This window comes from Pseudoalteromonas sp. TAE56, assembly GCF_000497955.1.
Taxonomy (GTDB): Bacteria; Pseudomonadota; Gammaproteobacteria; order Enterobacterales; family Alteromonadaceae; genus Pseudoalteromonas.
Window position 1 is genome coordinate 26,272 of record NZ_AUTN01000058.1, and the last position, 23,263, is coordinate 49,534.

Consider the following 23,263-nt stretch of genomic DNA (forward strand, 5'->3'; position numbering starts at 1 on the left):
TAATCTTACTTTTTATCAAAATTCATCGAAAAATCAAGAAACTGTTTTGCTGGTATTGGTTTACTAAAATAGAAGCCTTGCATAAAATCACAACCCAATTCGTTCAATAAAGTATGCTGCTCTTTTGTTTCTACACCTTCGGCTACCACTGTCAGTCCTAAGCTGTGTGACATAGCAATAATTGCCTTTACGAGATTACAATCTTCATTGTTTAGTACAATACCGTCAATAAAACTTCTATCTATTTTGAGTACATTAAAAGGGTATTCTCTCAAATAACTTAATGACGAATAACCTGTACCAAAGTCATCCATTGATAAGTTAATGCCTAATGCAGTAATTTCAGTCAGTATATCAACAACATTAGTGTGGCAACTCATCAATACTCCCTCAGTTATTTCAAGCTCTAAACTTTCGGGGTTTACGTTTGCTTCACTCAATGAGTTTTGAATAAAACTGAGTAGTCCTACGTCTCTAAATTGGCGAGGAGATAAGTTAACAGCCATGGTGTATTTTTGTTGGCGTTTACAGGTACTTTGCCATGTGTTTAAAAAGTGTAATGCTTGGCTAATTACAAACTTACCAATAGGTACAATTAATCCTGTATTTTCGGCGATAGGTATAAACTCATCGGGTGTTACATTACCTAGCACAGGGTTATGCCAGCGTAATAACGCTTCTGCACCAATGATGTGTTTATTTTTGGCGTCAAATTGGGGCTGGTAGAATAACTCAAATTCATTACGCTCAAGGGCGCCACGCATCTGCTCTTCTATTACTAGTCGGCGCTGAATAATTACGTTCATTTTTTTAGTAAAAAATGAATAAGTATTACGACCATATGATTTTGCTTGATACATTGCAGTGTCAGCATTTCGTAATAAATCAGCAACGGTTGTACCATTTTCTGGGTATATGGCTACACCAATACTTGCTGTTAGTATGTGTTCCCGGCCCTCAATTTTAAAAGGGGCTCTAAAGTTATTGACCAATTTTTCAGTGATTTTTAGCGCTGCATGGTGATCAGTTATACCTCGTAGTAATACGATAAACTCATCTCCACCTAGGCGCCCTACCGTGTCGTCTTTTCGCAGTGCCTCTTGCAGCCTTTGCGCTGATTCAATTAAAAGTTTGTCTCCTGTTTCATGGCCTAAAGAATCATTTATTTTTTTAAAATCATCTAAATCCAAAAACAGTACCGCCGCTTTCTCGTTATTTCTTTGTGCTTCAATAAGCAATTGCGACAAACGATCAAGTGCTAAAAAACGATTTGGGAGTAAAGTTAGACTATCGTAATACGCTTGATGTCTAATTATTTCATCTGATTTATGCTGTTCTGTAATATCTCGAATAATAACCATTAACTGGTTATGTTCTGTTATTTTATTTATTCTTGCTTCAAAAAAAACGAGCCCATGGGGCAAAGCTAGCTCGTATTTAAAGCTCATCATCTGCTCTTTTTCTAATACAAGGCTGATATAGGTTTCAAATTTTTTGGCTACTTCCTCAGGTAATACATCACCCATTTTTTTACCAATAAACTGCATTGGCTTGGTATAAAGATCGGTTTCATTGCTCGCATGATACTCTAGGATAGTTCCATCATTTTCCATCAGGAAAAATAAATCAGGGATTGCCCCAAAAATAGTTTTTAGCATATCCTCATTAAATGAAGCCTCTGCTTGTGCTTTTTTCACATCCGACAAATCGATATCAATACAGTACATTTGTTTTGTATTGTATTGATTTGTAAACATAACGTGGCTGGAAAAAACCGATACGTTGTTTCCATCCTTGTCTTGTAAGATAATTTCAGATGCTGGAATTTCTATATCTTTTTTTACCCAATCACTGTGCGCGTCAATAACAAATTCACACATTGGCTCTGGAATTATAAGATCTTCTATTTTTTTCCCTATGGCTTCTTCTTTGGTATAGCCATAAAGTCGCTCACTGCCTTCATTCCAATAAATAACACGACGTTCATTGTCATAACCTTGAACAGAAATAACATTTACTGCATCAAATAACTGATGCAAATAGTCGTTAATTACAAATTGATGGGTTAAGTTTGAAGTCGGGTTATCTGATTTCATTTTAAGGCTATATCCATAATAATTTTATTTAATAATAGAGAAATACTAAATAATAATTAAATTTAACTTTAATGTTAAATTTCCATATACATTTTATACGTCATTATGCAAAACAAAAAAAGAGCCGAAGCTCTTTTTTTAATGGTAGTTATTTATATTTAAACACTATAAAAACTGAGTTTAATTTTTTGTCACATCATTTGGATGTTCCACGCCAATCCATGCTTTAAATAGTGCTTTTTGCTCAGGCGTTGCCTCTTTATCAGCAACTACTTTTTTAGGCTTATCAAACTCTTCTGATAATACTAATGTTAAGCTTTCAAGAGCATCGCGACGAAGATAGTCAATAGTTACTTTATCGCCTGTTTTAAACGTTTCTAAGCTGGTTTTTAAATCTTTACCTACGTGATGTTTGTTTATAGCAACAATTTTATCATCGGTAGTTAAACCAGCTTTCCACGCACTGCCACCACGGCGAACGTAACTTAACGTAAGTACCTCACCTGTGTTTTTAGCAGTAGCATCAATACTTGCAAGCGCTTTTGCTTTTTCAGGACGCTCAAATTTCAAGCCTACTTTAGTAAGTAAGTCGTCAAAGTTGATACTTGCAGGTGACTCTACGTTGTCTTGCCACCAGCTAGAGTAATCACGCCCGGTTAAATCTTTTAAAATATTAAGCACATCTACGTCTGTAAAGCCTGCTGGTATTTTATGATTGTCATAAAGTGATTTGTGAACGTCTCGGTAACTTATTTTACCTTGGCTTTTTTCTAGCAAGTCGATATCTAAAGCAAGTGAAATTAACGAACCTTCTGAATAAATATTGGTGCTGTAGTTACGTGCATGATCGCCACCTTGGTTAATCCATTTATCAAAGCTTGTTTCGCTTGCGCTTTGCACTTCACGGCCCGGAGTTTGTAAATGACGATTAATGGTTTTACTCATCACTTTAAAAAATTCATCTGTTGTTTGAATGCCTGAGCGCACTAATAGATGATCTTCAAAGTAACTTGTTGAACCTTCGGCTATCCACAGTAGTTTTGAGTAGTTCATGTTAGTGTAATCGTACGGCACCAAACCTTGAGGGCGGTATGCTTTAACATTCCACGTATGAACAAATTCATGCGCAGCGGTACTAATAAACGCTAGGTAATCTTCGCGGCTACCAAATCTATCGCGTGGACGTTGAATAATTGTTGAGTTTAAATGCTCTGTTGCACCACCGGCAAACGATGTAGCATGAACCATAAATACATAACGTTCATATGGGTAGCCATCCCAAATTACATTACCAGTAGCAACCAATTTTTTAAGATCGGTAAGCATTAGTTCTACATCGTAGTTACCATCACCCCATATAACTAAATCGTATTCACGGCCATCTACTTCAAATGTGTGTAGTTGGTTAATACCCGTTTCGATTGGAGAATCAACAAGTACGTCGTAATCTGCTGCTTTAAATGTATTTGTCCCTTTTAAATTATCCATACCCGATACAGAGCGCCACTTTTTAGGCACGTCTAAATTAACGGTTACTGGCTCTTGGCGAAATGATTCACTAAACATAAAAAAGCCTGACGCATCTATAAATGCATGGCTGTCGTCAATGTGACGTGCGCGCTTACCAAGCTCATTTGCATACACTTGGTAGTCAACATTAACTTCTGTTGGCTCATTAAGATGTACACGCCACGTACTGTGATCTATTTTTTCCCACTTTAATTCTTTGCCGTCTTCATCTTTAGCTTTGAAATAACGAACACCATTGGCAAGGTTAAGCATTTCATAGCGACCGGTTCGCCATGCTGGAAGTTTTATATCAAGATGTGCTTGCGCTGTTTTTGGAAACTCTACACTTACATCGCCTAAATGGTGTTGAGGTTGTGAGATTTCTAAAGAATAATTTACATCGGCAAATACAGGTGCTGAACACGCAGCTAAAATAGATAGGGCTAATAACTTTTTCATAGAGACTCTTAGTGGAAACTTAATTACCTATAAGACTAACAAGCCCCTATTTAAAAGTGAATTAAATACGACAAATTGCCCTGTATACGAGTTTATACGTAGTAGCTTATTAAAATTTCTAAGTTTTTTACTAGATAACTACACATAATAAAAATTTGTTGTAAACTGAAGATAATAAAATTAATTTGATGGCGGTACGCTTAAGTGTCTGAAAGATCTAATCCAACAGATAAAAAACTCAAACAAGCAATTGATGCTCGTATGGCTGTTGAGAGTGCACGCAAACATCAAGTTGATATTTTGTGTGACTTTGCAGCTAAACTTTCGCTAAGCTGCAAAGGGCTTGATATTGAGTTAGATAATCGCCTTGCTAAATTTAGAAGTGCACTCAACAAAGGTATGAGCTTTGAAGACCTCTCTCCTCTTGTTAGTGAAACTTTGATATTACTTAAAAATCAAGAATCGATTCAGCAAGCTCAGCAACGTGATTTATTTAACAGTGTACAAAATGCAGGTAAACAGTTACAAAAAACCAAAGGCTTACCTGATGAAACTCGCAGAGCCCTGAGAAATTTACTCGATCAAGAGATTAATAACGTTCAATCAACTCATGGTTATATTCCGCTACTTGATCAACTTATTCTCTTTTATCACGAAGCATTACTAACTAAACAAAACCCTGAAGTTAATAAGCAACGGCCTGCTAAACAGGCTCGTGCAAAAAAACTACTTGAGCTAGCTAATGAACTTATACTTGAAGAAGAAGCTACACTACAAATTAATAGTATAAAAAATAGTATTACGGAAAGTGACACTATAGATGCACTACTCGATGTCGCCATAAAGATAATTGAAGTCGTAGTAAAAAATATTAGTAATGAGCGTAAGTCTGCGCAAAGCTTTTTAGTTTCGTTAAATCAAACCCTCGAAGATTTACATAATTCTATTGTCTCTACTAGCAGGCACTCTGAATCGATGAGTGTTGAATTTGATTCGTTAAATAAAAGCATTGAACTAAAAATTAAAAATCTCAACGATCAAACGCAAAAAGCAACGTCGATTTCATCTTTAAAAGAACTCGTAGATAACGAATTAAAATCACTAAGCGAAGACTTTTTAGCAAAAGAAAAGTTAGAGCGAAAAGATAGAGAAATGCTTAGCGCTAGCTTTAGTGAAATAAATAAACGAATTGTTACTTTAGAAGACAAGTTAACAACGTATAAAAAACGCTTAAACGAACAGCGCTTTAAAAGTTTACTTGATGGGCTCACAAAACTGCCTAACCGAGCTGCATTTGATGAACGTTACAGCCATGAAATGCACTTGTTTAATGTTCAGCCCTCTGATGTTACGCTTGCAGTTATTGATGTTGACCACTTTAAATCTATCAATGATAGATTTGGCCACACCGCTGGTGACATAACACTTCAAGTTATATCAAAAGCGTTGCAAAAGTCGGTAAGAAAGTCCGATTTTATAGCGCGTTACGGCGGTGAAGAATTTGTATTGTTAATGCCAGGTGTGTCGCTTGAAAACGCAACATTACCTCTGGATAAAGTTAGAAAGGTAATTAAAAATATACCTTTTAAATTTAGAGAAAAACAAATTGAGATCACTATTTCGGTAGGTGCTACTCAGTTTAAAAAAGGCGATACTCTGTTAAAGGCATTTGATAGAGCAGATGATGCTCTTTACGAGGCCAAAAATTCAGGACGAGATAGACTTTGTACCAGTAAATAATGTCATAGCTATTATAAATTTTATGACAAGTAGTTTTTTACGATTTAGCAGTAAGGAGAACGTCTATGTTAATACAGTTAAACCCAACTGGGGTTTTAGATTTACTGTCGCAATTAGAAGTTGATTTATTAGAGCAATCTTCTGCTAGTGAGCGTTATAGGTTATTTAGAAACTGCGTATTAGCAGTACTTAATGTAGGTAGCCATACCGACGAAAGTAGCGATATATACGACAAATACAAAGATTTTGATATTCGTTTAGTAAGCCGCGAACGAGGCATTAAAATTGAGCTTGAAAACCCACCCGAAACCGCATTTGTTGATGGCGAAATAATTACCGGAATTCACGAGCATATATTTTCTGTTATTCGCGATATTTTGTTTATTTGTCAAAAATACGAAAAAGATTTAAAAGAGCAAAAAGCCATTACTCATATGGTGTTCGATATGCTCAGAAATGCAGGTGCTTTGCGTGTTAATAGCGAGCCAAGTATGGTTGTTTGCTGGGGCGGACACTCAATAAACGAAATTGAATATAAATACACAAAACAAGTTGGTTACGAACTAGGCTTACGTGGGTTAAATATTTGTACTGGTTGTGGCCCTGGTGCCATGAAAGGGCCAATGAAAGGTGCCACTATTGGCCATGCAAAACAGCGCAATACCAATAACCGTTACTTAGGCCTAACAGAGCCAAGTATTATTGCTGCAGAGCCACCAAACCCTATTGTTAACGAATTAGTTATTTTACCTGACATTGAAAAGCGCCTTGAAGCTTTTATAAGAACAGCCCACGCTATTATCATTTTTCCTGGTGGCGCAGGGACTGCTGAAGAATTGCTATATTTATTAGGCATATTACTGCATCCAGATAACACCAAACAATGTTTACCTGTTATTTTAACTGGCCCAAAAGAAAGTGAAGCGTACTTTAAAGAGCTGTGTGAATTTATTGAAATGACGCTGGGTAAAGAAGCATTGGATAAGTTTGAAGTTATTATTGATAATCCGCAATTAGTAGGTCAAAAGCTAAGGTCGGCTATGGCCAATGTTCGTGATTACCGTAAAAGTGAAGGCGATGCCTACTACTTTAACTGGACATTAAAAATAGATAACGATTTTCAACAACCTTTTGCACCAACACACGAAAATATGGCAAGTCTTGATTTACATCTTGATCAACCAAAACAGTTATTAGCGGCTAATTTACGCAGAGCTTTTTCAGGTATTGTAGCTGGAAATGTAAAAGACGAAGGCGTAAAAGCCATTAAGCAAAACGGTCCATACATTTTAAGTGGCGAGCCTGCCCTTATGGAAAATATGGATACGTTATTACAAGCATTTGTTGATCAGGGCCGTATGAAACTCCCTGGCAGCAAATACATTCCGTGTTACAAAATAAAAGCATGAGTTTTATAGTTTGAAACCCCATTTACTTCTTATTGATGCGCTTAATTTAATTAGGCGCATTTACGCCGTTGACGCAAATCAAAAACATCACAGCGATGAGCAAATGATACAAACGTGCTGTGCACGTGTAGCTCATGCGTGTAAAAAGCTTTTAGATACAAGTAATGCAACCCATGCGATTGCAGTATTTGATGGTGACAAAAGCTGGCGTTATCATTTTTATAAAGACTACAAACACTCACGTGCGCCAATGCCTCAAGTACTAAAAGATGCCTTAGAGCACTTTAAAACCGCAATAGAAGAAACTGGTATTGTTGTATTTGAGCCTATTAACGATGAAGCCGATGACATTATTGCAACGCTTGCGTTTAAAGCATCAAATAATCAAATAGCTAATACTGTTGTTTCTACTGATAAAGGCTTTTTACCCTATTTAGGCCCCTACATTACAGTTTATGATTACTTTAAAAAACTCTATTTAGATGAGACTAGTATAAAAGAGCGTTTTGGTGTTGAGCAAAATAAGCTCGTTGATTTTTGGGCTTTAGCTGGTGATAAAACAAATGATATTCCTGGAGTAAAAGGAATAGGTACCAAGTCTGCGCAGCAAATAGTTAATAACTATAATTCAATTGAGCATGCGGCCGAAGATGAGTCTCTAAGCCCAAGTATTAAAGCAAAGTTAGCCGCTAATATGGATATGTACGTAATCTCAAAGCACCTGGTTAGTTTACGCACCGATATAAATTTAGGCTTTAGTTTAAAGCAGTTAAGACTTAATTAGTCGCAAGTTAATAGCCTCTGAACATTACAAAACATATACTATTATTAGTTACCGGAGTCAGAGTAAATCATATTGAAAAAATTTATCCGATATTTAATCTTAGGTTTAGGGCTATATGCACTGATAGCAACGTTGGTGATCACCTTTTATAAAGACGATCCTCAGGCTATGATCTGGCAAGACCGAGAAGCTTTTAATAAACGTTATATCGAAAAACTATCACTTGAGCAGCCAACAACACTAAATACTGTGCTTGATTATTTAGGCAGCCCTGACCTTACTTATGCCAAACGCGATGGTGAACAGGTATTTCAGATAGTTTTTTATCGTACACAGCATAAAACATCTGACGGTATAACCACTATGGATGAATGTACTGGGTTATTATTTAAAAATGGGCAGCTATTTTTATGGGGTCCTAGTGCATATAATAAATATCAAGAACAAAATTAGGTGAAGGTTTAATGGATGAAGCTGTTTCAACTACTTTAGAGCAGCTGCTTAATAATACGCAGCTGTTTTTAAGCTATTATAACAATAAACAAAAGTGGACAGCCTTATACCCCATGGCAAGTAAGTTAGCTGAGCAATATAGAGTGCTCTATAGCGAACAGCCATTCGCATTACAAGCACGTTTAACACTTTATAATCCTAATTATTCTTATGCAACCAACTTAGTTGTTAGTCAGAGTGTAATAACCGCTGCACTTTGTAAATCTCAACACTATAACAATGCCCTAAGCGAGCTATACATAGCAGCTTCACTTATTGAGCATTTATGTGTAGGAGCGCAATTAAACAAGCTCTGTGAGCAAACACCTTTTCAAGACTCCGATAAAAAAACATGGCAAGTGCGTCATCAACTAGCAGCAAAAGTTATACTATCCGGTGGCGATTCTGCCAAACCCGTTACGCAATTGTTAGCTAAATTAAGTAAATATAAACAAGCATTAGTAAGTGCCCCTAAAATTATGCTTTACGATGGGGGCATAACACTGATTGCTTTAGCAAATATTATTAGCATGAACATCACTAGCAATACGGCTAATAAACATATGAGTTTATTTAAAGCACTTGCTGATTTGTACATTCGCACTCCCAACTTATTTGCACTGCAGCTAATCAAATCACTTATAGCTCATTTGGGGCCACTGTTACCGGGAAGCCGCGTTTTTTATGCCGAGCAAACCATGATTTATTTAGCGACTGATGCGCAGCAAAAACATATTTTAATTAGTACCGCTAATCCAAATAAATTAGCTTGGTTTAGCGTTAAAGCAACTCTTAACGACAACCCAAAACAATGGCATTGCGCTGATAAAACTATTAACTTTAAAGTGTTCAACAGTGAACATGTAAAGTCGAAAAGTGCAGTTGACGTTGATAAAGCACAGTCTTTACTTGAACTAATAAGTAATATTAAGTTGCAGCACGAATATAGCTATAAAGGGTTAAGCCAACTAATGGCGGTTCACCCTCAGGTAGTCGCGAATTTATGTGAGGCAGTAAAACCTTACAATAAGGAGCATCAGGCCGCTAAAGACTTAAAGCATAGCTTATCGATGGTCGGTTATTATAATGCGCCTGCGATAATTCAAAGAGTTGTTTTTGAGCAATTAGTTAATGTTACCCCACACCCTCTGCAAGCATACGTTACTAACAGATTAAATTGTTTAGTGAAAATAATGGCCTTATTAGTCAGTAAAAATAAACACGACCAATTTGAACACATTACATTACCTTTATATGCTTATGCTCATTTTTTATTAACGCAATGCAGTACACAGCTTTCTCGTAAAACGCTGATTGACGAGACACCAAATAAAACATTGAGTGCTCCTATTAGCTCATTTTTTGGAGTGGATTCAATTAATAACGAGCAACTAACGCAACAACTTACCCACTTATTAAGTGACAACCCATGGACAACGGCACTTTTAGAAGCAGAGCAAACACCTAAAAAACATTTAACTGACTCTCATAAACTCTGGATCACGCTTAAAATTGTTGCGCAGAGTGTTTTTAAACCGGAACTTGCGCTTACAGCGTGGCAACTGCAAACATTAAACGAACAACTGAAAATACTAAAGTGGCAAAATCTAACTGATTTCAATCAAAAATTAGAATCGCTTGCGCTATTTAATAGTATTTAATTTATAGAGGACTATTTAACGTTCTTATACCCATTATAACTTTGGTGTATACCCGGTATTTCCTGTATAAACTAGCAAAATGGGCGATAACTTGGTATAAATGCGCCCTTAAATTTTCAAGCACGTTCACATAAATGACCTAACAAGCTATTACTCTCTCAGGGTAATAATTTATGTGCAAATCAAACTCTTTAAAGGAAAAGTCAATGGCCAAACAAACCATCACAGTGATCAAAGGCGACGGCATCGGTCCGAGCATTATCGACTCAGCACTTGAAATATTAAAAGCCGCAGGTTGCGACTTTGATTATGAATTTGTTGATGCTGGCCTAGCTGCACTTGAAAAAACAGGTGAATTACTTCCACAAGACACGGTTGATACAATAGCTAAAAACAAAATCACTCTTAAAGGCCCATTAACAACGCCTGTAGGTGAAGGTTTTACGTCTATTAACGTAACACTTCGTAAGCAATTTGGTTTATACGCTAACGTACGTCCTGTTAAATCATTTGTTGGTACTAAAGCTCGTTACGACGATATTGATATCATTACTATTCGTGAAAACACGCAAGGTATGTACTCAGGTGCAGGCCAAATAGTAAGTGAAGACGGTAATGAAGCAGAAGCAAAATCAATAATTACGCGTGAAGGCGCAGAAAAAATAGTAACTTTTGCATACGAGCTAGCGGTACGTGAAGGCCGCAAAAAAGTAACAGCTGTTCATAAAGCTAACATTTTAAAATCAACATCTGGTTTGTTTTTAAAAGTTGCGCGTGAAGTAGCTGAACGTTACCCACAAATTGAATCAAACGAAATGATTGTTGATGCAACGTGTATGAAACTGGTAATGACACCTGAAGAGTTTGACGTAATTGTAACGACTAACTTATTTGGTGATATTTTATCTGACCTTTGTGCTGGTTTAGTTGGCGGTTTAGGTATGGCTCCAGGTGCTAACATTGGTGAAGACGCAGCAATTTTTGAAGCTGTACACGGTAGTGCTCCAGATATTGCTGGCAAAAACCTAGCTAACCCAACGTCTGTAATTTTAGCATCTATCCAAATGCTTGAGCATTTAGATATGGGCGACACAGCAGAGCGTATTCGTAGTGCTGTTGCTGATGTAATAAAATCTGGCGACCGTACAACTCGCGATTTAGGCGGCAGCCACGGTACAACTGATTTCACTCAATCAGTAATTGACCGTTTATAATTAATATTTGTTATTAATTTCAAAAGCCCGCTAATTTAGCGGGCTTTTTTGTGTTTGCTAGCTGCGTTTTATCCTAGGTAAGCATAAAAGTAATAACACTAATAAACCTGCCAATGATCCGCCACTTGAACCAGAACTACTTTGCTGCTTTTGCACTGTAAGGGATAGCTCTTTAGTAAAAGTATCATTTGTTTGAGTATCAGTAACACTCAACGTTACATTAAATGCCCCGTCAGCTTGATAAGTATGTATTGGGTTTTGTAAATTTGACACCGCACTGCCATCACCAAAATCCCAACTGTAAGTATAACTATTAAAGCCACCGGTCACTTGCGCATTAAATTGAGCGCTTAAATCATTTACTGTAACGTTTGCATCTATGCTAAGCGGAACAACTGCAGTTACATCAACCGCTTTAGTTTGCTCCGTGCCTTCGTTATCTGTCACTGTAAGCGTTACTTGGTAATCACCAGAGTATAAATAATTATGGGTGATCGATTGCGTCGTTAAAGTACTTCCATCCCCTAGCTGCCAATTATAAGTATACGGTGCTACTCCACCTGTAAACGAAGCTTGAGCTATTAATATTCCTTGGTTTACTTCATATTCAATTTCATTTACAGATAATGGTTTAACTAGTGTAACTTCAACTACAGTTACTTGCTGTGAAGTACCACTGCTAGCAGTAAACTCAACATCGTAGGTGCCATAGTTTTGGTATGTATGCGTTGGATTTAACTCTGTGCTTGAGCTGCCATCGTCAAAAGTCCACGCAAATTTATCCGCAGGTGTTAGGGCTAAACCTTCTATATTAAAATCAACGATTAAACCTGTTTTGGTAAAATTAATACCCTTAATAACATCGTAATTAAGCTGTACTTCTATGTCTTCACTGTCAGATGACTGGTTTATAATATTAAACCCAAAACCAACCTGTGGAAGCATAACGCCTGATGGCTGTTGCGCTGAAAAACTATAGTCGGTTTTATCAGTAAACTCTGTGATAGCTGATAAATCATCATCACCTAACCCTGCCCTTTGTTGATATAGGCTAAAAGCAGCATCACGTATTTGAATTGCTGAAGCAGCGGAAGTTTGCGTGCTGCCTTTATTTATTGAACGCTGATCGGCATCTACCACTAATGCAAAACCACTGCCCGGATGCTCTGTCGTGTTGTTATCTGCTTGAGATTCATCGCTATACCACAACAATAATCCTGGTGAGTACTGCTCTGCTTGCAAACTGCTGTCAACACCTGTGTACGAACGCAATTGTAAATAGTAATGTGATGGCGATGCGTACGTATAACTACCAACTTTTGCAAAGCCATTAAATTCAGTGTTAATTTGATCTTGTGCATTATTGTGCCAAATTAAGGTATCACTTTGCTCAATACGCATATCATCAACAACAAAACCATAATAATGTGTGTTCGCATCTGTAATATATTCAATTTTCAAATCTATTATTTGCCCAGCATAAGCTGATAAATCAAACTTATGAGTTAAATATCCATTGGGTTGCTTAGCATCGCTATTTAAAAATGAATCACCTGAAATATACGGACCAATATTGCCATAATATGGGTTAACTGCTTGTGTATAATTACTAGCAATAGGCTCCCCATTTACTTTTACTTGTACTAAATCGTAATCGCGCTCAATACTGTAATAAGCAATAAAGCTTAAAGTAAGTGCCTCAGTTGTGCTTGGCAGCGCTATGGTATTAACTAAGCTGTTGCTAACATTGTCACCCGTATTTGAATAGTATTGAAAATCACCTTCTACTGGCGTTTTAAATTTTTCAAGCCTTGGAGGCAGTGTTACTTTTATTTGGTTTTGTAGCTGTGAAGTGCTCGCAGTATTAATTAATGTCTGCTGTGAGTTAGCGTCTATCTCATCCATATCAAGCGTTAGCTGATTAACCCAATTTCCCTGGTATCGATTTTGTAAATACTCAAGTGCGTAAGGGCTAAACATAACGGGCTCTGAACCTCTTGGCGAACCTGCCCAACTTCCTGTAGACATAACTGACCAAGACGCGACGGGCTCACCTACCGTGTTAGATTGTAAGTCGTATTCATCCAATAATCCCAAGTCATGCCCAAACTCATGTACCACCACGCCAATACCAGCATCAATTGGATTAATTGTGTAACCAAAGAGCTTAATACTGCTGCCTGCAATCTCGCTCGGCCCGCTATTTTCGTCAAATACATAATAACGATGGGACCAAATAGCATCGGTGCTTAGGTAGCCACCACCTGCTTCTTCGCCAATACTTGAATGAAAAATCATTACATGGTCAATAATGCCATTAGGCTCGTTAAGGATTCCATCGCCATCAATATCATCTAAATCAGTTAAATCATAATCGGCTAAATTAATATTAAACTTTGCAACTGCCTTCTCCACAGCCTCTTTGACTAAAGCGGGCGCATTTTTATCTCGTGTTGTACCTTGGCGTTCACCATATACTTTTGCGTTATTATCAGCGCTTACCCAACCATATACTTGCCCGGTAAAGTTTAAACTATTACCAGACGCTGCTTTATAATAATCAGCAGCTGTTGATAAGCTTTGCCCATCAGGACCCGCATAACCTTGGGTATTAAAAAGCATTTGCTGATAGTGCTCAGTTGAATATTCAACGTAAAACATCTCTGTATCTTGATCTACAAGCTGATTATCGTCATGTTTGAGATCAGGAAAATCAATTAAGATAGCTAACACTTTTACATCATTAATGCTTTGATCTGGCACTAGCGACGTTGAAAAAGCGGCTTGTTGTTTATTTGTGTTTGAAAAATCAGTAGAGGAGGATTTAAATTGCCTAAAGCCATTTTTAATTGAGTGATTGGCAACCTCAATATTACTCATATACGACTTAAATGAACTATCTAACTCACTTGAAGGTACTTGGTCTCTTTTTTTAAGCCAATATAAAATACGTTCTTCGTTAGTTATACCAACATCGTGTGGGCTTAAACTATTAGCCGCTACGATAGGGCTTAATAGCGTAGATAAAAGCGCAATTAACGTCACTTTTTTCACTGTGTTTTCCTCAAACAGAATTATGTAGTAATCATACCTAATAATAAAAATTTAAACATGCGATAAAAACATATAGTTAACATATGTTCTGATAATTATGGGTTCATAAATACTTTTATATTCTAATTTTATAGTACAGCCAATAAATGCATAATTTCTGCTAGGTAACTCACTTAACGTTAATATTTTTGCAGTTTTAAATTAATAAAAGACGAAAAACGAATTTAAAATGCAAATAAGCACTTTCAAGGTTGACATGAAGGCTCAAAACCCTTAAAAATAAACCCATACAGAATTTTTAATTTAAAAGCAGTGTTTTGCTAATAGGGTAAAAACTATGAACACACATATTAACCTTTTAGTCGTACTCGTACTGGTCTTAGTTATAAGCCCAGCGGGGATGTATTAAAAGGTGATACTGCTTTTTAAAAACCCTCGCACTACGCGGGGGTTTTTTTATGCATAAAAAAGCGCACAGAGGAATGAGGATGAGCAAACAAGAATATAATGGCTCTGAACTAGTAGTTCAGGCATTAAAAGAGTTAAAGGTAAAATACATATTTGGCTACCCCGGTGGTTCGGTTTTAGACCTATATGATGCACTTTTCCAGCAAGATGATATTGAGCATATACTAGTTCGTCATGAACAAGCTGCAACGCATATGGCTGATGGTTATGCCCGTGCTACAGGAGACGTTGGTGTTGTACTTGCAACCTCAGGCCCAGGCGCTACAAATTGTATAACGGGTATTGCAACAGCATACATGGATTCAATTCCTATGGTTGTATTATCAGGCCAAGTGCCTACAAATTTAATTGGTGATGATGCATTCCAAGAAACTGATATTGTTGGCTGTTCTCGCCCGGTAGTAAAACACAGCTTTAACTGTCGAAGTGCTAAAGAAATCCCAACAATCTTAGCTAAAGCCTTTTACATAGCCAGCACAGGCCGCCCGGGGCCTGTTGTAGTTGAGCTTCCTAAAGATATGCTTAACCCTGCCATTAAGTTTGAATACGAATTTCCTAAAACAACAGAGCTAAGAACATACAGCCCTAATACTAAAGGGCACTCAAAACAAATTCGTAAAGCGGTAACGACTATTTTAGAGGCCAAAAAACTGGTTATCTATTCTGGCGGTGGTATTGTTATTTCAAATACGTCAGAGCAATTAACGCATTTAGTTGAATCGTTAAATGCACCCATTACAAATACACTAATGGGGCTTGGCGGTATATCAGGTGTACATCCAAACTTTGTAGGTATGCTTGGCATGCACGGCACACTTGAGGCTAACAAAGCAATGGCCAATGCTGATGTGATATTAGCGCTTGGTGCACGTTTTGATGATCGTGTAACAAATAACGTTAAAAAGTTTTGTCCTAATGCCACAATTGTACATGTAGATGTAGATCCAACTTCAATTTCAAAAACAATCAAAGCGCACATACCGGTTGTAGGTTGCTTAGCAACAGTACTAGAACAACTACAAGCTGGAATTGATAAAAGCCCAATTAAAATAGATCGCAGCGCACAAGAAGATTGGTGGCGTCAAATTATTAGTTGGCGTGAACAAAAATGTTTAAGCTACAACACTGATGGCGACAAAATTAAACCACAAGCCGTAATTGAAGCTGTTTATAAAGCCACTAATGGCGATGCTTATGTAAGTTCTGACGTTGGTCAGCACCAAATGTTTGCAGCGCAATATTACCCATTTAAGCACCCTCGTCAGTGGATAAATTCAGGCGGCCTAGGCACTATGGGCTTTGGCTTACCTGCAGCAATGGGTGTAAAACTAGCCTTTCCAGACAAAGAGTCTGTATGTATTACGGGTGATGGCTCTATTCAAATGAATATTCAAGAGCTATCTACCTGCTTACAGTACAACCTAGCGGTAAAAGTTGTATCACTTAATAACCGCTCTTTAGGTATGGTACGCCAATGGCAAGATATGGTTTACGGCGGACGTCATTCATCATCTTACATGGACTCGCTACCTGATTTTGTTAAGTTAGTTGAAAGCTACGGGCATGTAGGAATACAAGTAAATACACTTGATGAATTGCAGCCTGCTATAGATAAAGCAATGTCAATTAACGACCGGCTAGTCTTTTTAGACATAAACGTTGATGAGAAAGAACATGTATACCCAATGCAAATCAAGTTAGGTGGCATTGATGAGATGTGGTTACGTAAAGGAGTAAAAGCATAATGCGTCGTATTTTATCTATTCTATTAGAAAACGAACCCGGTGCACTGTCGCGTATTGTTGGACTATTTTCACAACGAGCATACAACATTGACAGCCTAACCGTTGGCACAACTGATGATCAATCATTGTCACGTATTACTATTACTACTATGGGTGACGACAGAGTTGTTGAGCAGATCACAAAGCAAGTTAACAAGTTAGTAGATGTGCTTAAAATTATCGATTTAACAGAAATGAGCCACATTGAGCGCGAGCTATTACTTGTTAAAGTATTTGCTCAAGACGAGACGACTCGAGCAGCGGTTACTCGCGTAGTTGATGTATTTCAAGGTGTAATTTTAGATATGGGCCGACAAAGCTATAGCCTGCAACTAGTGAGCAGTACAGACAAAATAGAATCGTTTTTAGACACACTTCGCCATGAAACCGATATTATTGAAGTTGTACGTTCTGGTGCTGTTGGTATTGGGCGAGGCGATAAAGCGCTAAAAGCATAACACTCATCTATTAAAGCCGTTATATAGCGGCTTTTTAAACATAAAAAAAAAGAGCTAAATAGCTCTTTTTTTAATTTAATTCGTTAAACCTATTAAGGGTTTACTTGGTCTTTAAGACCTTTACCTGCTTTAAAGCTTGGGATAGTTGCCGCTGCGATTTGGATCTCAGCACCCGTTTGTGGGTTACGGCCAGTGCGAGCTGCACGTTCTTTTACTGAGAAAGTACCAAAACCAACTAATGCTACTGAATCACCTTCTTTTAAAGAAGAAGTTACAGCACCTGTAAACGCGTCAAGAGCACGAGTAGCAGCGGCTTTAGAGATTTCTGCATCAGTAGCAATTTTTTCAACTAATTGAGCTTTATTCATTGTTAGATTCCTATTCGTTATTATTTTGCCTTCGCAAAACCTATCTTTATGCATTTTTAAAGAGTTAGCAACAGCAAATTGCATTTTTTGCTTAAATTCTTAAAAAATGAGTAAAATTTAAATAATTCTCGGTAAAATACAGCATGTTGGGTTAACAAAGACTTAATTTGAGTACAATTTTGGCGCAAGTTAAGCAACTGGGTAAATAAGCTATATTTTTTCGATAACTAAGGTCACTTCCCCGACCTCGACTCCAAACTTAACAATAGACGTGCGGTTTATCAAGCGCGATTGTGTAACCAAGTACATCCAATCGTCAAAATTCACTTCCAAAGTACTGCCATCGTATGGAAGTTCAACATCATAATTCCAGTGAAATACACTGCCATCACTTTTACCTTTTGCTGTACCTATAACATCAGCTGCCGACCCCGTTAAACTATTGTCTTCATTTAACGTTATTTTCCAGATTCGCTTTTGGGTTTCACCATCATCATAAACAAAGTCTTCTTCAATAACGCCCTGGTTACCGTCCCAAGTCGCATTCATATCTACGACAAGCTTTCGGGTCAATTCGCCTTTAAAGTCTTGTACAACACCATAGGCTTTCAAATTTCCGCTAAAAAACGTTTTAAAGTCGAAATTTGGCGATGTATTTTTATAATGTTCAACATTTGGTGCCGAACAGCTAATTAAAAGTAGAGCCGAGACGGTCATTACAGCTGCTTTCAACGTGTTTAATATGTTCATATTAATTCCCTAATAGTTGCTTTCGTAGTTTTGGCTCAGAGGTTTTTTTATCAAGCCAAATGGCTAAAAAGTCACTCGAAAATTGAGGCTCATTAATTTCACCAATTTTTTCATCATTATGATAAAAAGTGCTCATACCTTGCTCATTTGTGATTAACGTTAGCGAGTCACCCTTTTTTATATCAGGCCAAATAGACAACAATTTACTGCCATATTTGTCAGCTAATTCTTTTTTTCCAAGATGTTCCCACTGCTCATTTGTTGCTTTAATTATTTCTTTAGCTTCAAAGTCGCGTAAATAGGTAAGCTTAAACTTAACAGGATGTGTTCCTGCGCTGTAATTACCTGAAGGGGTAAATAGCACAGCGTCATATACATCCCAAAATAAATACTCCATTCGTGCTTCGCCTACTTTATTAAATTGTGTGTTAGCTAAAACAATTGAAGTTGTAAGCAAATAAAAAGTAACTGCCTTTAATAAAAATTTCAAAATAAGTTCCCTTTGAATAAGTGAGTAATGTTGCAAAATGAAAATTTGTGGGCGTTCAGCGATTAATAAACAACTTAATTTTTTGGTTTATAAAAAGGATAGCGGTAAACACTGCAGACCATATCGCTCCGTAAACAAGCCAAAATTGCCATAAAGGTAATCCTAGGCTTATTACTTCAAAACGAGCACCTGCCCAATAACTTGCAGGCGCAAAAGCAATACATACCAAAAAGGCCTGCCAAAGTTTTAATCTACTTAAAAAAACCATAGAGGTATTTAAAGAAAGTAATAATGCAGCCCATAAAAAAGCGAGCCATAGGGGGAAGGGATATACTTTAAATTCTAACAAGCCTAGCTTTACCGCTATAAATTCTAATAACAGGGCTAAAGGTAGGGCTTTAATTAATAGTAAGGAGTCTTGTTTTTTCTGCTTTGACAACAAAAACATTAAAACAATAATCAAGCCACTAAAAAGTAGCGAATCAGCTTCAAGCAGTAATGATAAAAACCACACTGCTTGAAACAAAACAAAATTAGTAATTGAGCGCAATATCATCGTTATCGCTAATAAAACGTGGTTTACGCGCCATTAAATGCACTGTACTTGTTGCTCTAGCTCTAAATGCACCTTCACAATAAGCAAAATAAAATAACCATAAACGATAAAAACGTTCATCAAATTTAGAGCGGTCCAAATCAGGCCAGCTTTTTATAAAACGAGTACGCCAATCCGCTAATGTTCGTGCGTAGTGAGCGCCAATATCATTAACAGTATGAATAACCATATCGGTATTATTTTTGATTTGCTCACTCATTTCGTTAAGTGATGGCAAGCACCCACCTGGGAAAATATACTGTTGGATAAAGTCAGAGTTTTTTAAGTAGTGCTTATAACGCTGATCGCCGATAGTAATTGCTTGAATAAGCATTGCGCCGTCGTCTTTTAAGAGCTCACCACACTGAGTGAAGAAGCTAGGTAAATAGTCATGACCAACCGCTTCTATCATTTCAATAGAAACAAGTTTGTCGTATTTACCTTTTAGTAATCTGTAATCGAGCTTGAGTAATGTTATTTTATTCTCAAGACCAAGTTCAACAATTTTTTTAGCTACATAATCATGTTGCTCATCAGATATGGTGGTTGTTGTTACATGGCAATCGTAATGTGTGGCTGCGTATATAGCAAAAGCCCCCCACCCTGTACCAATTTCAATTACTGAATCATTTTTTTGAAGCTCAACTTGCTCACAAATGCGTTTAAGCTTGTATTGCTGCGCATCTTCAAGTGTTGCTTCTTTTGTAGGATATACAGCACTTGAGTAAAGCATTTCTTTACTTAAAAATGATTCGTACAAATCATTACCTAAGTCGTAATGAGCAACAATGTTCTTTTTAGAACCCGATTCTGAATTTTTATTTTTTATGTGATTAAATCGGTGTGCGATATTACTAAAAAATGCGAATTTTTTTTCAAACTCATCGAGTTGCTTTTCGTTTATAGCAAATATTTCTATAAATGAAGTTAAGTTGTCACAAGACCAGTGACCCAAGATATACGCTTCACCAGCGCCAACGCTCCCAGATAATGCAAACGCTTTATACATAGCTTTATCGTTAACTGTTACTGTGGCTTTTAACGCAGACGATACATCGCCAAAAACTGTACGCTCATTTCCTTCAATTAAAACAACTTGACCTGTTTCAATTGACGAAAAGGCTTTAGTCACTAATTTTTTATATATATTAGTTAACCAACTAGTGCTTTGTTCGCAATTTAAGCTCGACACTTTATCCATTAAAATACCTATTAATTGTCCTGACTACCTATGTGATTTATGGCTTACCTGAGTGACCTAAAAAAGGCACTCGTTTTATAAACAACTTCAGTGCCTGATAATAAATACCTTTGAAAATAGACCATGTCATGGCCGGAAAACGTTTAAACAACTTATTAATCTCTTCGTTAGTGAGTTCTTTACGTTTTAAACGAAGTGTTGCATCAAATAATAACTCTTCATTTCGCTTATTTTCAATGTGTATCAATGTTTTATCAGGCGATTGTTTGACATGCCAATGATAGTTCATATCCAGATTCATAAAAGGTGATACGGAAAAAACCTTCTTAAAGTTCACTTTTTTTTCTAAAGAGACTAAATAATAATGACGTTCGTTCCATGGTGTATTACTTACTTCAGCAATCATATACTTAAAACGAGTATCGTTGTGGCCAAAAAAATAAAAATTAACAGGGCTAAAATACACACCAAAACAACGAAATTGCCCTAGCATGTAAATATGAGAAAAGGTTTCGGTAATACCTAAATTGGCAAGTTGTTCATGTGCACGCTCAATAAGAGGTCGTTTAGCAAGTTGTGAGGTGCCTTTAAGATAATCAGCTTCATTAAATTTTAACGCTTTTAATCCTGACGTACCTATGTGTTTATGCACACCATTTAGTTGTTGAGGATTATTTAAGTCTACCCACATCATATACAATGGATAACTAAAACGATGTTCTTTAACAGCAAAACGGCGATGTTTTACATCGCCTAAATACACTGCACTAGTCAAATTCGACCCCAAGTTGCTTGGCTACATCTACACCACTGTGTACGCCATCTTCATGAAAACCATTGTACCAATAAGCACCACAAAAATAACTATTGTTTTGTCCATCAATACTGTGTTTAAGTTTTTGAGCAGCAATTGACTCTTGGTTAAATACAGGGTGATGATAAGTAAACTCGCGCAAAATTTTACTTTGGCTTATTCCTTCAAGGTGATTAAGCGTTACACAAAACTGTGTATCCGATTGTATACCTTGCAAAATATTCATTTGGTAAGTAACAACAGCTGCTTTATCAGTGTTGTTATTAAGTAGGTAGTTCCAACTTGCCCATGCTGCTTTTCTATCTGGTAAAAGGTTTGTATCGGTGTGCAGCACCACTGAATTCTCAGTGTAAGCTATTGCACCCAATACTGACTTTTCTTGCTCAGTCGCATCACCAAGTAGTGCAAGCGCCTGATCTGAATGACAAGCAAATATTACTTTATCAAACTTACTTTGCTCACCACTGGCAAACTCTATTGTTACTTCATCATTTTGACGCGTAACAGATTTAATGTTTGTATTAAGATTAACTTTATCGGCAAAGCCTCTTATCAGCGGTTTAATGTACTGACGAGAGCCACCAAGTATAACATACCACTGAGGCCTGTTTGTTATATCTAACAGACCATGGTTGAAAAAAAACTTAACAAAAAACTCTACGCCTACATTTTCCATTTCTTTAATACTGGTAGACCAAATAGCAGCCCCCATAGGCAGTATGTAATGGTATTTAAAAAAGTCATTAAAGTGATTGTCACTAAGCAGTTGCCTTAATGATTGATCAGACTGGTAATCATCTTTTTCATGTAGTGCTTTACACAGTTTGTTAAACCTAACAATGTCGTACAATAATCGCCAAAACTTAGGTCTAAAAATATTACGGCGCTGTGCAAACAGGCTTGTAAACGTATGGCCATTGTATTCAAAGCCCGTGGCTTCGTTATGAACACTAAAGCTCATTTGCGTTGTTTGTTTATCTACACCAATACGCTTTAGCAGCTTTTCAAAGTATGGGTAAGTTCGGTCATTAAATACAATAAAGCCAGTATCTATTGCGTATTTTATGCCGCACACATCAACATCAACCGTTGCAGTGTGGCCACCTATATAATCATTTTTTTCAAATACGGTTACATCGTAATGTTTATGAAGCAAATGCCCACATGTTAAACCAGATACACCAGTTCCTATTATTGCTATTTTTTTCAACGGGCTAATCCTTTTGCGATTTTAAGCCAAATTGGGAGTGGTAAAATACGTAATGCTTTTAATATAAGCGTAAAACGGTACGGAAAGTGAACATCTTTTCGGCGCTTATGTATTCCCTTAATCATATAGTCTGCGGCTTTTTCAGCGGTAACGGCCATAGGCATCGGGAAATCATTTTTATTAGTGAGCGGAGTTTTCACAAAGCCTGGATGAACTAAAGTCACATCAACATCATCTAAATCAACAGCTAAGCTTTTTGCTAAATAACTTACACCCGCTTTTGATGCACCATAAGCTTCTGAACGAGGTAGCGCAAGATAAGTAACACTTGAGCTAACTAAAACAAGCTGGCCGCCTGAATTTATTTTAGGAAGTAGCGCTTCAAGGCAATACCCCATAGATAGTAAATTCACGTTAATTACACGCTCAAACAATGCACTATCAAAATTTCGCGCGTCATCTATGTATTCACAGTTACCCGCGTTTAAAATAACACGGTCAAAATGAGGGAAGCCAATAGTAGACTCTTTAATGTCATGTAGATTAGTTGCATCAAATTTACATGCTTGAATATTGTCGTATTTAGCAAGCTCAGCGAGCTTTTCACTATTACGGCCACAAGCTATAACAGTGTCTCCCAACTGCGCATATTTAATTGCTAACTGCTCACCAATACCTGAAGTAGCACCCGTAATTAATGTGATCAT

19 protein-coding genes are annotated in these 23,263 nt (G+C 37.0%); 8 read left to right on the plus strand and 11 right to left on the minus strand.

What is annotated here, in order from left to right:
- Positions 1 to 5: 5 nt before the first annotated feature.
- Positions 6 to 2,096, minus strand: a complete 2,091-nt coding sequence (locus L656_RS0102650) for a bifunctional diguanylate cyclase/phosphodiesterase (RefSeq protein ID WP_024598097.1) — start codon at positions 2,094 to 2,096, stop codon at positions 6 to 8.
- A 180-nt stretch (positions 2,097 to 2,276) separates the two neighbouring features.
- Positions 2,277 to 4,064: a M61 family metallopeptidase gene (locus tag L656_RS0102655; protein ID WP_024598098.1), complete on the minus strand. Its 1,788-nt coding sequence runs from the start codon at positions 4,062 to 4,064 to the stop codon at positions 2,277 to 2,279.
- Positions 4,065 to 4,268: 204 nt separating this feature from the next.
- On the opposite strand from L656_RS0102655, the gene L656_RS0102660 reads away from it, so the two are divergent.
- The 6 genes from L656_RS0102660 (at position 4,269) to L656_RS0102685 (ending at position 11,364) form a co-directional block, all read left to right on the plus strand.
- Entirely contained in the window at positions 4,269 to 5,804 is a 1,536-nt protein-coding gene (locus tag L656_RS0102660) for a GGDEF domain-containing protein (protein ID WP_024598099.1), read from the plus strand.
- A 65-nt stretch (positions 5,805 to 5,869) separates the two neighbouring features.
- Entirely contained in the window at positions 5,870 to 7,213 is a 1,344-nt protein-coding gene (gene ppnN / locus L656_RS0102665; protein ID WP_024598100.1) for a nucleotide 5'-monophosphate nucleosidase PpnN, read from the plus strand.
- 10 nt (positions 7,214 to 7,223) lie between these two features.
- Positions 7,224 to 7,997, plus strand: a complete 774-nt coding sequence (gene xni, locus L656_RS0102670; RefSeq protein WP_007580680.1) for a flap endonuclease Xni — start codon at positions 7,224 to 7,226, stop codon at positions 7,995 to 7,997.
- A 69-nt stretch (positions 7,998 to 8,066) separates the two neighbouring features.
- A complete protein-coding gene (locus L656_RS0102675; protein ID WP_024598101.1) occupies positions 8,067 to 8,450 on the plus strand; it encodes a DUF3192 domain-containing protein in 384 nt (127 codons plus the stop codon).
- A gap of 11 nt (positions 8,451 to 8,461) precedes the next feature.
- The gene (locus L656_RS0102680) at positions 8,462 to 10,150 is read left to right on the plus strand and encodes a hypothetical protein (protein WP_024598102.1); all 1,689 of its coding nucleotides are present in this window, start codon (positions 8,462 to 8,464) and stop codon (positions 10,148 to 10,150) included.
- A 206-nt stretch (positions 10,151 to 10,356) separates the two neighbouring features.
- Complete coding sequence (locus tag L656_RS0102685; protein WP_024598103.1) at positions 10,357 to 11,364, plus strand: isocitrate dehydrogenase; 1,008 nt, start codon at positions 10,357 to 10,359, stop codon at positions 11,362 to 11,364.
- 57 nt (positions 11,365 to 11,421) lie between these two features.
- Here L656_RS0102685 and L656_RS0102690 read toward each other — a convergent pair whose 3' ends face one another.
- Positions 11,422 to 14,418, minus strand: coding sequence for an immune inhibitor A domain-containing protein (locus L656_RS0102690; RefSeq protein ID WP_024598104.1), 2,997 nt, complete (start codon positions 14,416 to 14,418; stop codon positions 11,422 to 11,424).
- Between the two features lie 488 nt (positions 14,419 to 14,906).
- Here L656_RS0102690 and L656_RS0102695 point away from each other — a divergent pair, with 488 nt between their 5' ends.
- Together L656_RS0102695 and ilvN are read left to right on the plus strand one after the other, a co-directional pair.
- Entirely contained in the window at positions 14,907 to 16,631 is a 1,725-nt protein-coding gene (locus L656_RS0102695) for an acetolactate synthase 3 large subunit (RefSeq protein WP_024598105.1), read from the plus strand.
- Positions 16,631 to 17,128: an acetolactate synthase small subunit gene (ilvN, locus tag L656_RS0102700; protein ID WP_007580691.1), complete on the plus strand. Its 498-nt coding sequence runs from the start codon at positions 16,631 to 16,633 to the stop codon at positions 17,126 to 17,128. The genes L656_RS0102695 and ilvN overlap by 1 nt, the downstream gene beginning before the upstream one ends.
- 92 nt (positions 17,129 to 17,220) lie before the next feature.
- On the opposite strand, the gene L656_RS0102705 is transcribed toward ilvN, so the two are convergent.
- The 8 genes from L656_RS0102705 to L656_RS0102740 form a co-directional block, all read right to left on the minus strand.
- Complete coding sequence (locus L656_RS0102705; RefSeq protein WP_002962474.1) at positions 17,221 to 17,496, minus strand: HU family DNA-binding protein; 276 nt, start codon at positions 17,494 to 17,496, stop codon at positions 17,221 to 17,223.
- 210 nt (positions 17,497 to 17,706) lie between these two features.
- Entirely contained in the window at positions 17,707 to 18,246 is a 540-nt protein-coding gene (locus L656_RS0102710) for a DUF3833 domain-containing protein (RefSeq protein WP_024598106.1), read from the minus strand.
- Between the two features lies 1 nt (position 18,247).
- On the minus strand, positions 18,248 to 18,736 hold the full coding sequence (locus L656_RS0102715; protein WP_024598107.1) for a chalcone isomerase family protein: 489 nt from the start codon (positions 18,734 to 18,736) through the stop codon (positions 18,248 to 18,250).
- A 55-nt stretch (positions 18,737 to 18,791) separates the two neighbouring features.
- On the minus strand, positions 18,792 to 19,292 hold the full coding sequence (locus L656_RS0102720) for a DUF2878 domain-containing protein (protein ID WP_024598108.1): 501 nt from the start codon (positions 19,290 to 19,292) through the stop codon (positions 18,792 to 18,794).
- Positions 19,270 to 20,532 (minus strand): SAM-dependent methyltransferase, encoded by a 1,263-nt coding sequence (locus L656_RS0102725; RefSeq protein ID WP_024598109.1) that lies wholly within the window; start codon positions 20,530 to 20,532, stop codon positions 19,270 to 19,272. Before L656_RS0102725 ends, L656_RS0102720 begins: the two co-directional genes overlap by 23 nt.
- 37 nt (positions 20,533 to 20,569) lie before the next feature.
- Positions 20,570 to 21,307 carry a DUF1365 domain-containing protein gene (locus L656_RS0102730; protein WP_024598110.1) on the minus strand — a complete coding sequence of 246 codons (738 nt, stop codon included), beginning with the start codon at positions 21,305 to 21,307 and terminating at the stop codon, positions 20,570 to 20,572.
- Complete coding sequence (locus L656_RS0102735) at positions 21,300 to 22,556, minus strand: NAD(P)/FAD-dependent oxidoreductase (protein WP_024598111.1); 1,257 nt, start codon at positions 22,554 to 22,556, stop codon at positions 21,300 to 21,302. Before L656_RS0102735 ends, L656_RS0102730 begins: the two co-directional genes overlap by 8 nt.
- A complete protein-coding gene (locus tag L656_RS0102740) occupies positions 22,553 to 23,263 on the minus strand; it encodes an SDR family NAD(P)-dependent oxidoreductase (protein ID WP_024598112.1) in 711 nt (236 codons plus the stop codon). The genes L656_RS0102735 and L656_RS0102740 overlap by 4 nt, the downstream gene beginning before the upstream one ends.

Coding starts and splice junctions, on each gene's coding strand:
- L656_RS0102680 (WP_024598102.1), top strand. CDS start 8,462: ATGGATGAAGCTGTTTCAACTACTTTAGAGCAGCTGCTTAATAATACG.
- L656_RS0102705 (WP_002962474.1), bottom strand. CDS start 17,496: ATGAATAAAGCTCAATTAGTTGAAAAAATTGCTACTGATGCAGAAATC.
- L656_RS0102720 (WP_024598108.1), bottom strand. CDS start 19,292: ATGATATTGCGCTCAATTACTAATTTTGTTTTGTTTCAAGCAGTGTGG.
- ilvN (WP_007580691.1), top strand. CDS start 16,631: ATGCGTCGTATTTTATCTATTCTATTAGAAAACGAACCCGGTGCACTG.
- L656_RS0102685 (WP_024598103.1), top strand. CDS start 10,357: ATGGCCAAACAAACCATCACAGTGATCAAAGGCGACGGCATCGGTCCG.
- L656_RS0102650 (WP_024598097.1), bottom strand. CDS start 2,096: ATGAAATCAGATAACCCGACTTCAAACTTAACCCATCAATTTGTAATT.
- L656_RS0102710 (WP_024598106.1), bottom strand. CDS start 18,246: ATGAACATATTAAACACGTTGAAAGCAGCTGTAATGACCGTCTCGGCT.
- ppnN (WP_024598100.1), top strand. CDS start 5,870: ATGTTAATACAGTTAAACCCAACTGGGGTTTTAGATTTACTGTCGCAA.
- L656_RS0102695 (WP_024598105.1), top strand. CDS start 14,907: ATGAGCAAACAAGAATATAATGGCTCTGAACTAGTAGTTCAGGCATTA.
- L656_RS0102740 (WP_024598112.1), bottom strand. CDS start 23,263: ATGATCACATTAATTACGGGTGCTACTTCAGGTATTGGTGAGCAGTTA.
- L656_RS0102725 (WP_024598109.1), bottom strand. CDS start 20,532: ATGGATAAAGTGTCGAGCTTAAATTGCGAACAAAGCACTAGTTGGTTA.
- L656_RS0102655 (WP_024598098.1), bottom strand. CDS start 4,064: ATGAAAAAGTTATTAGCCCTATCTATTTTAGCTGCGTGTTCAGCACCT.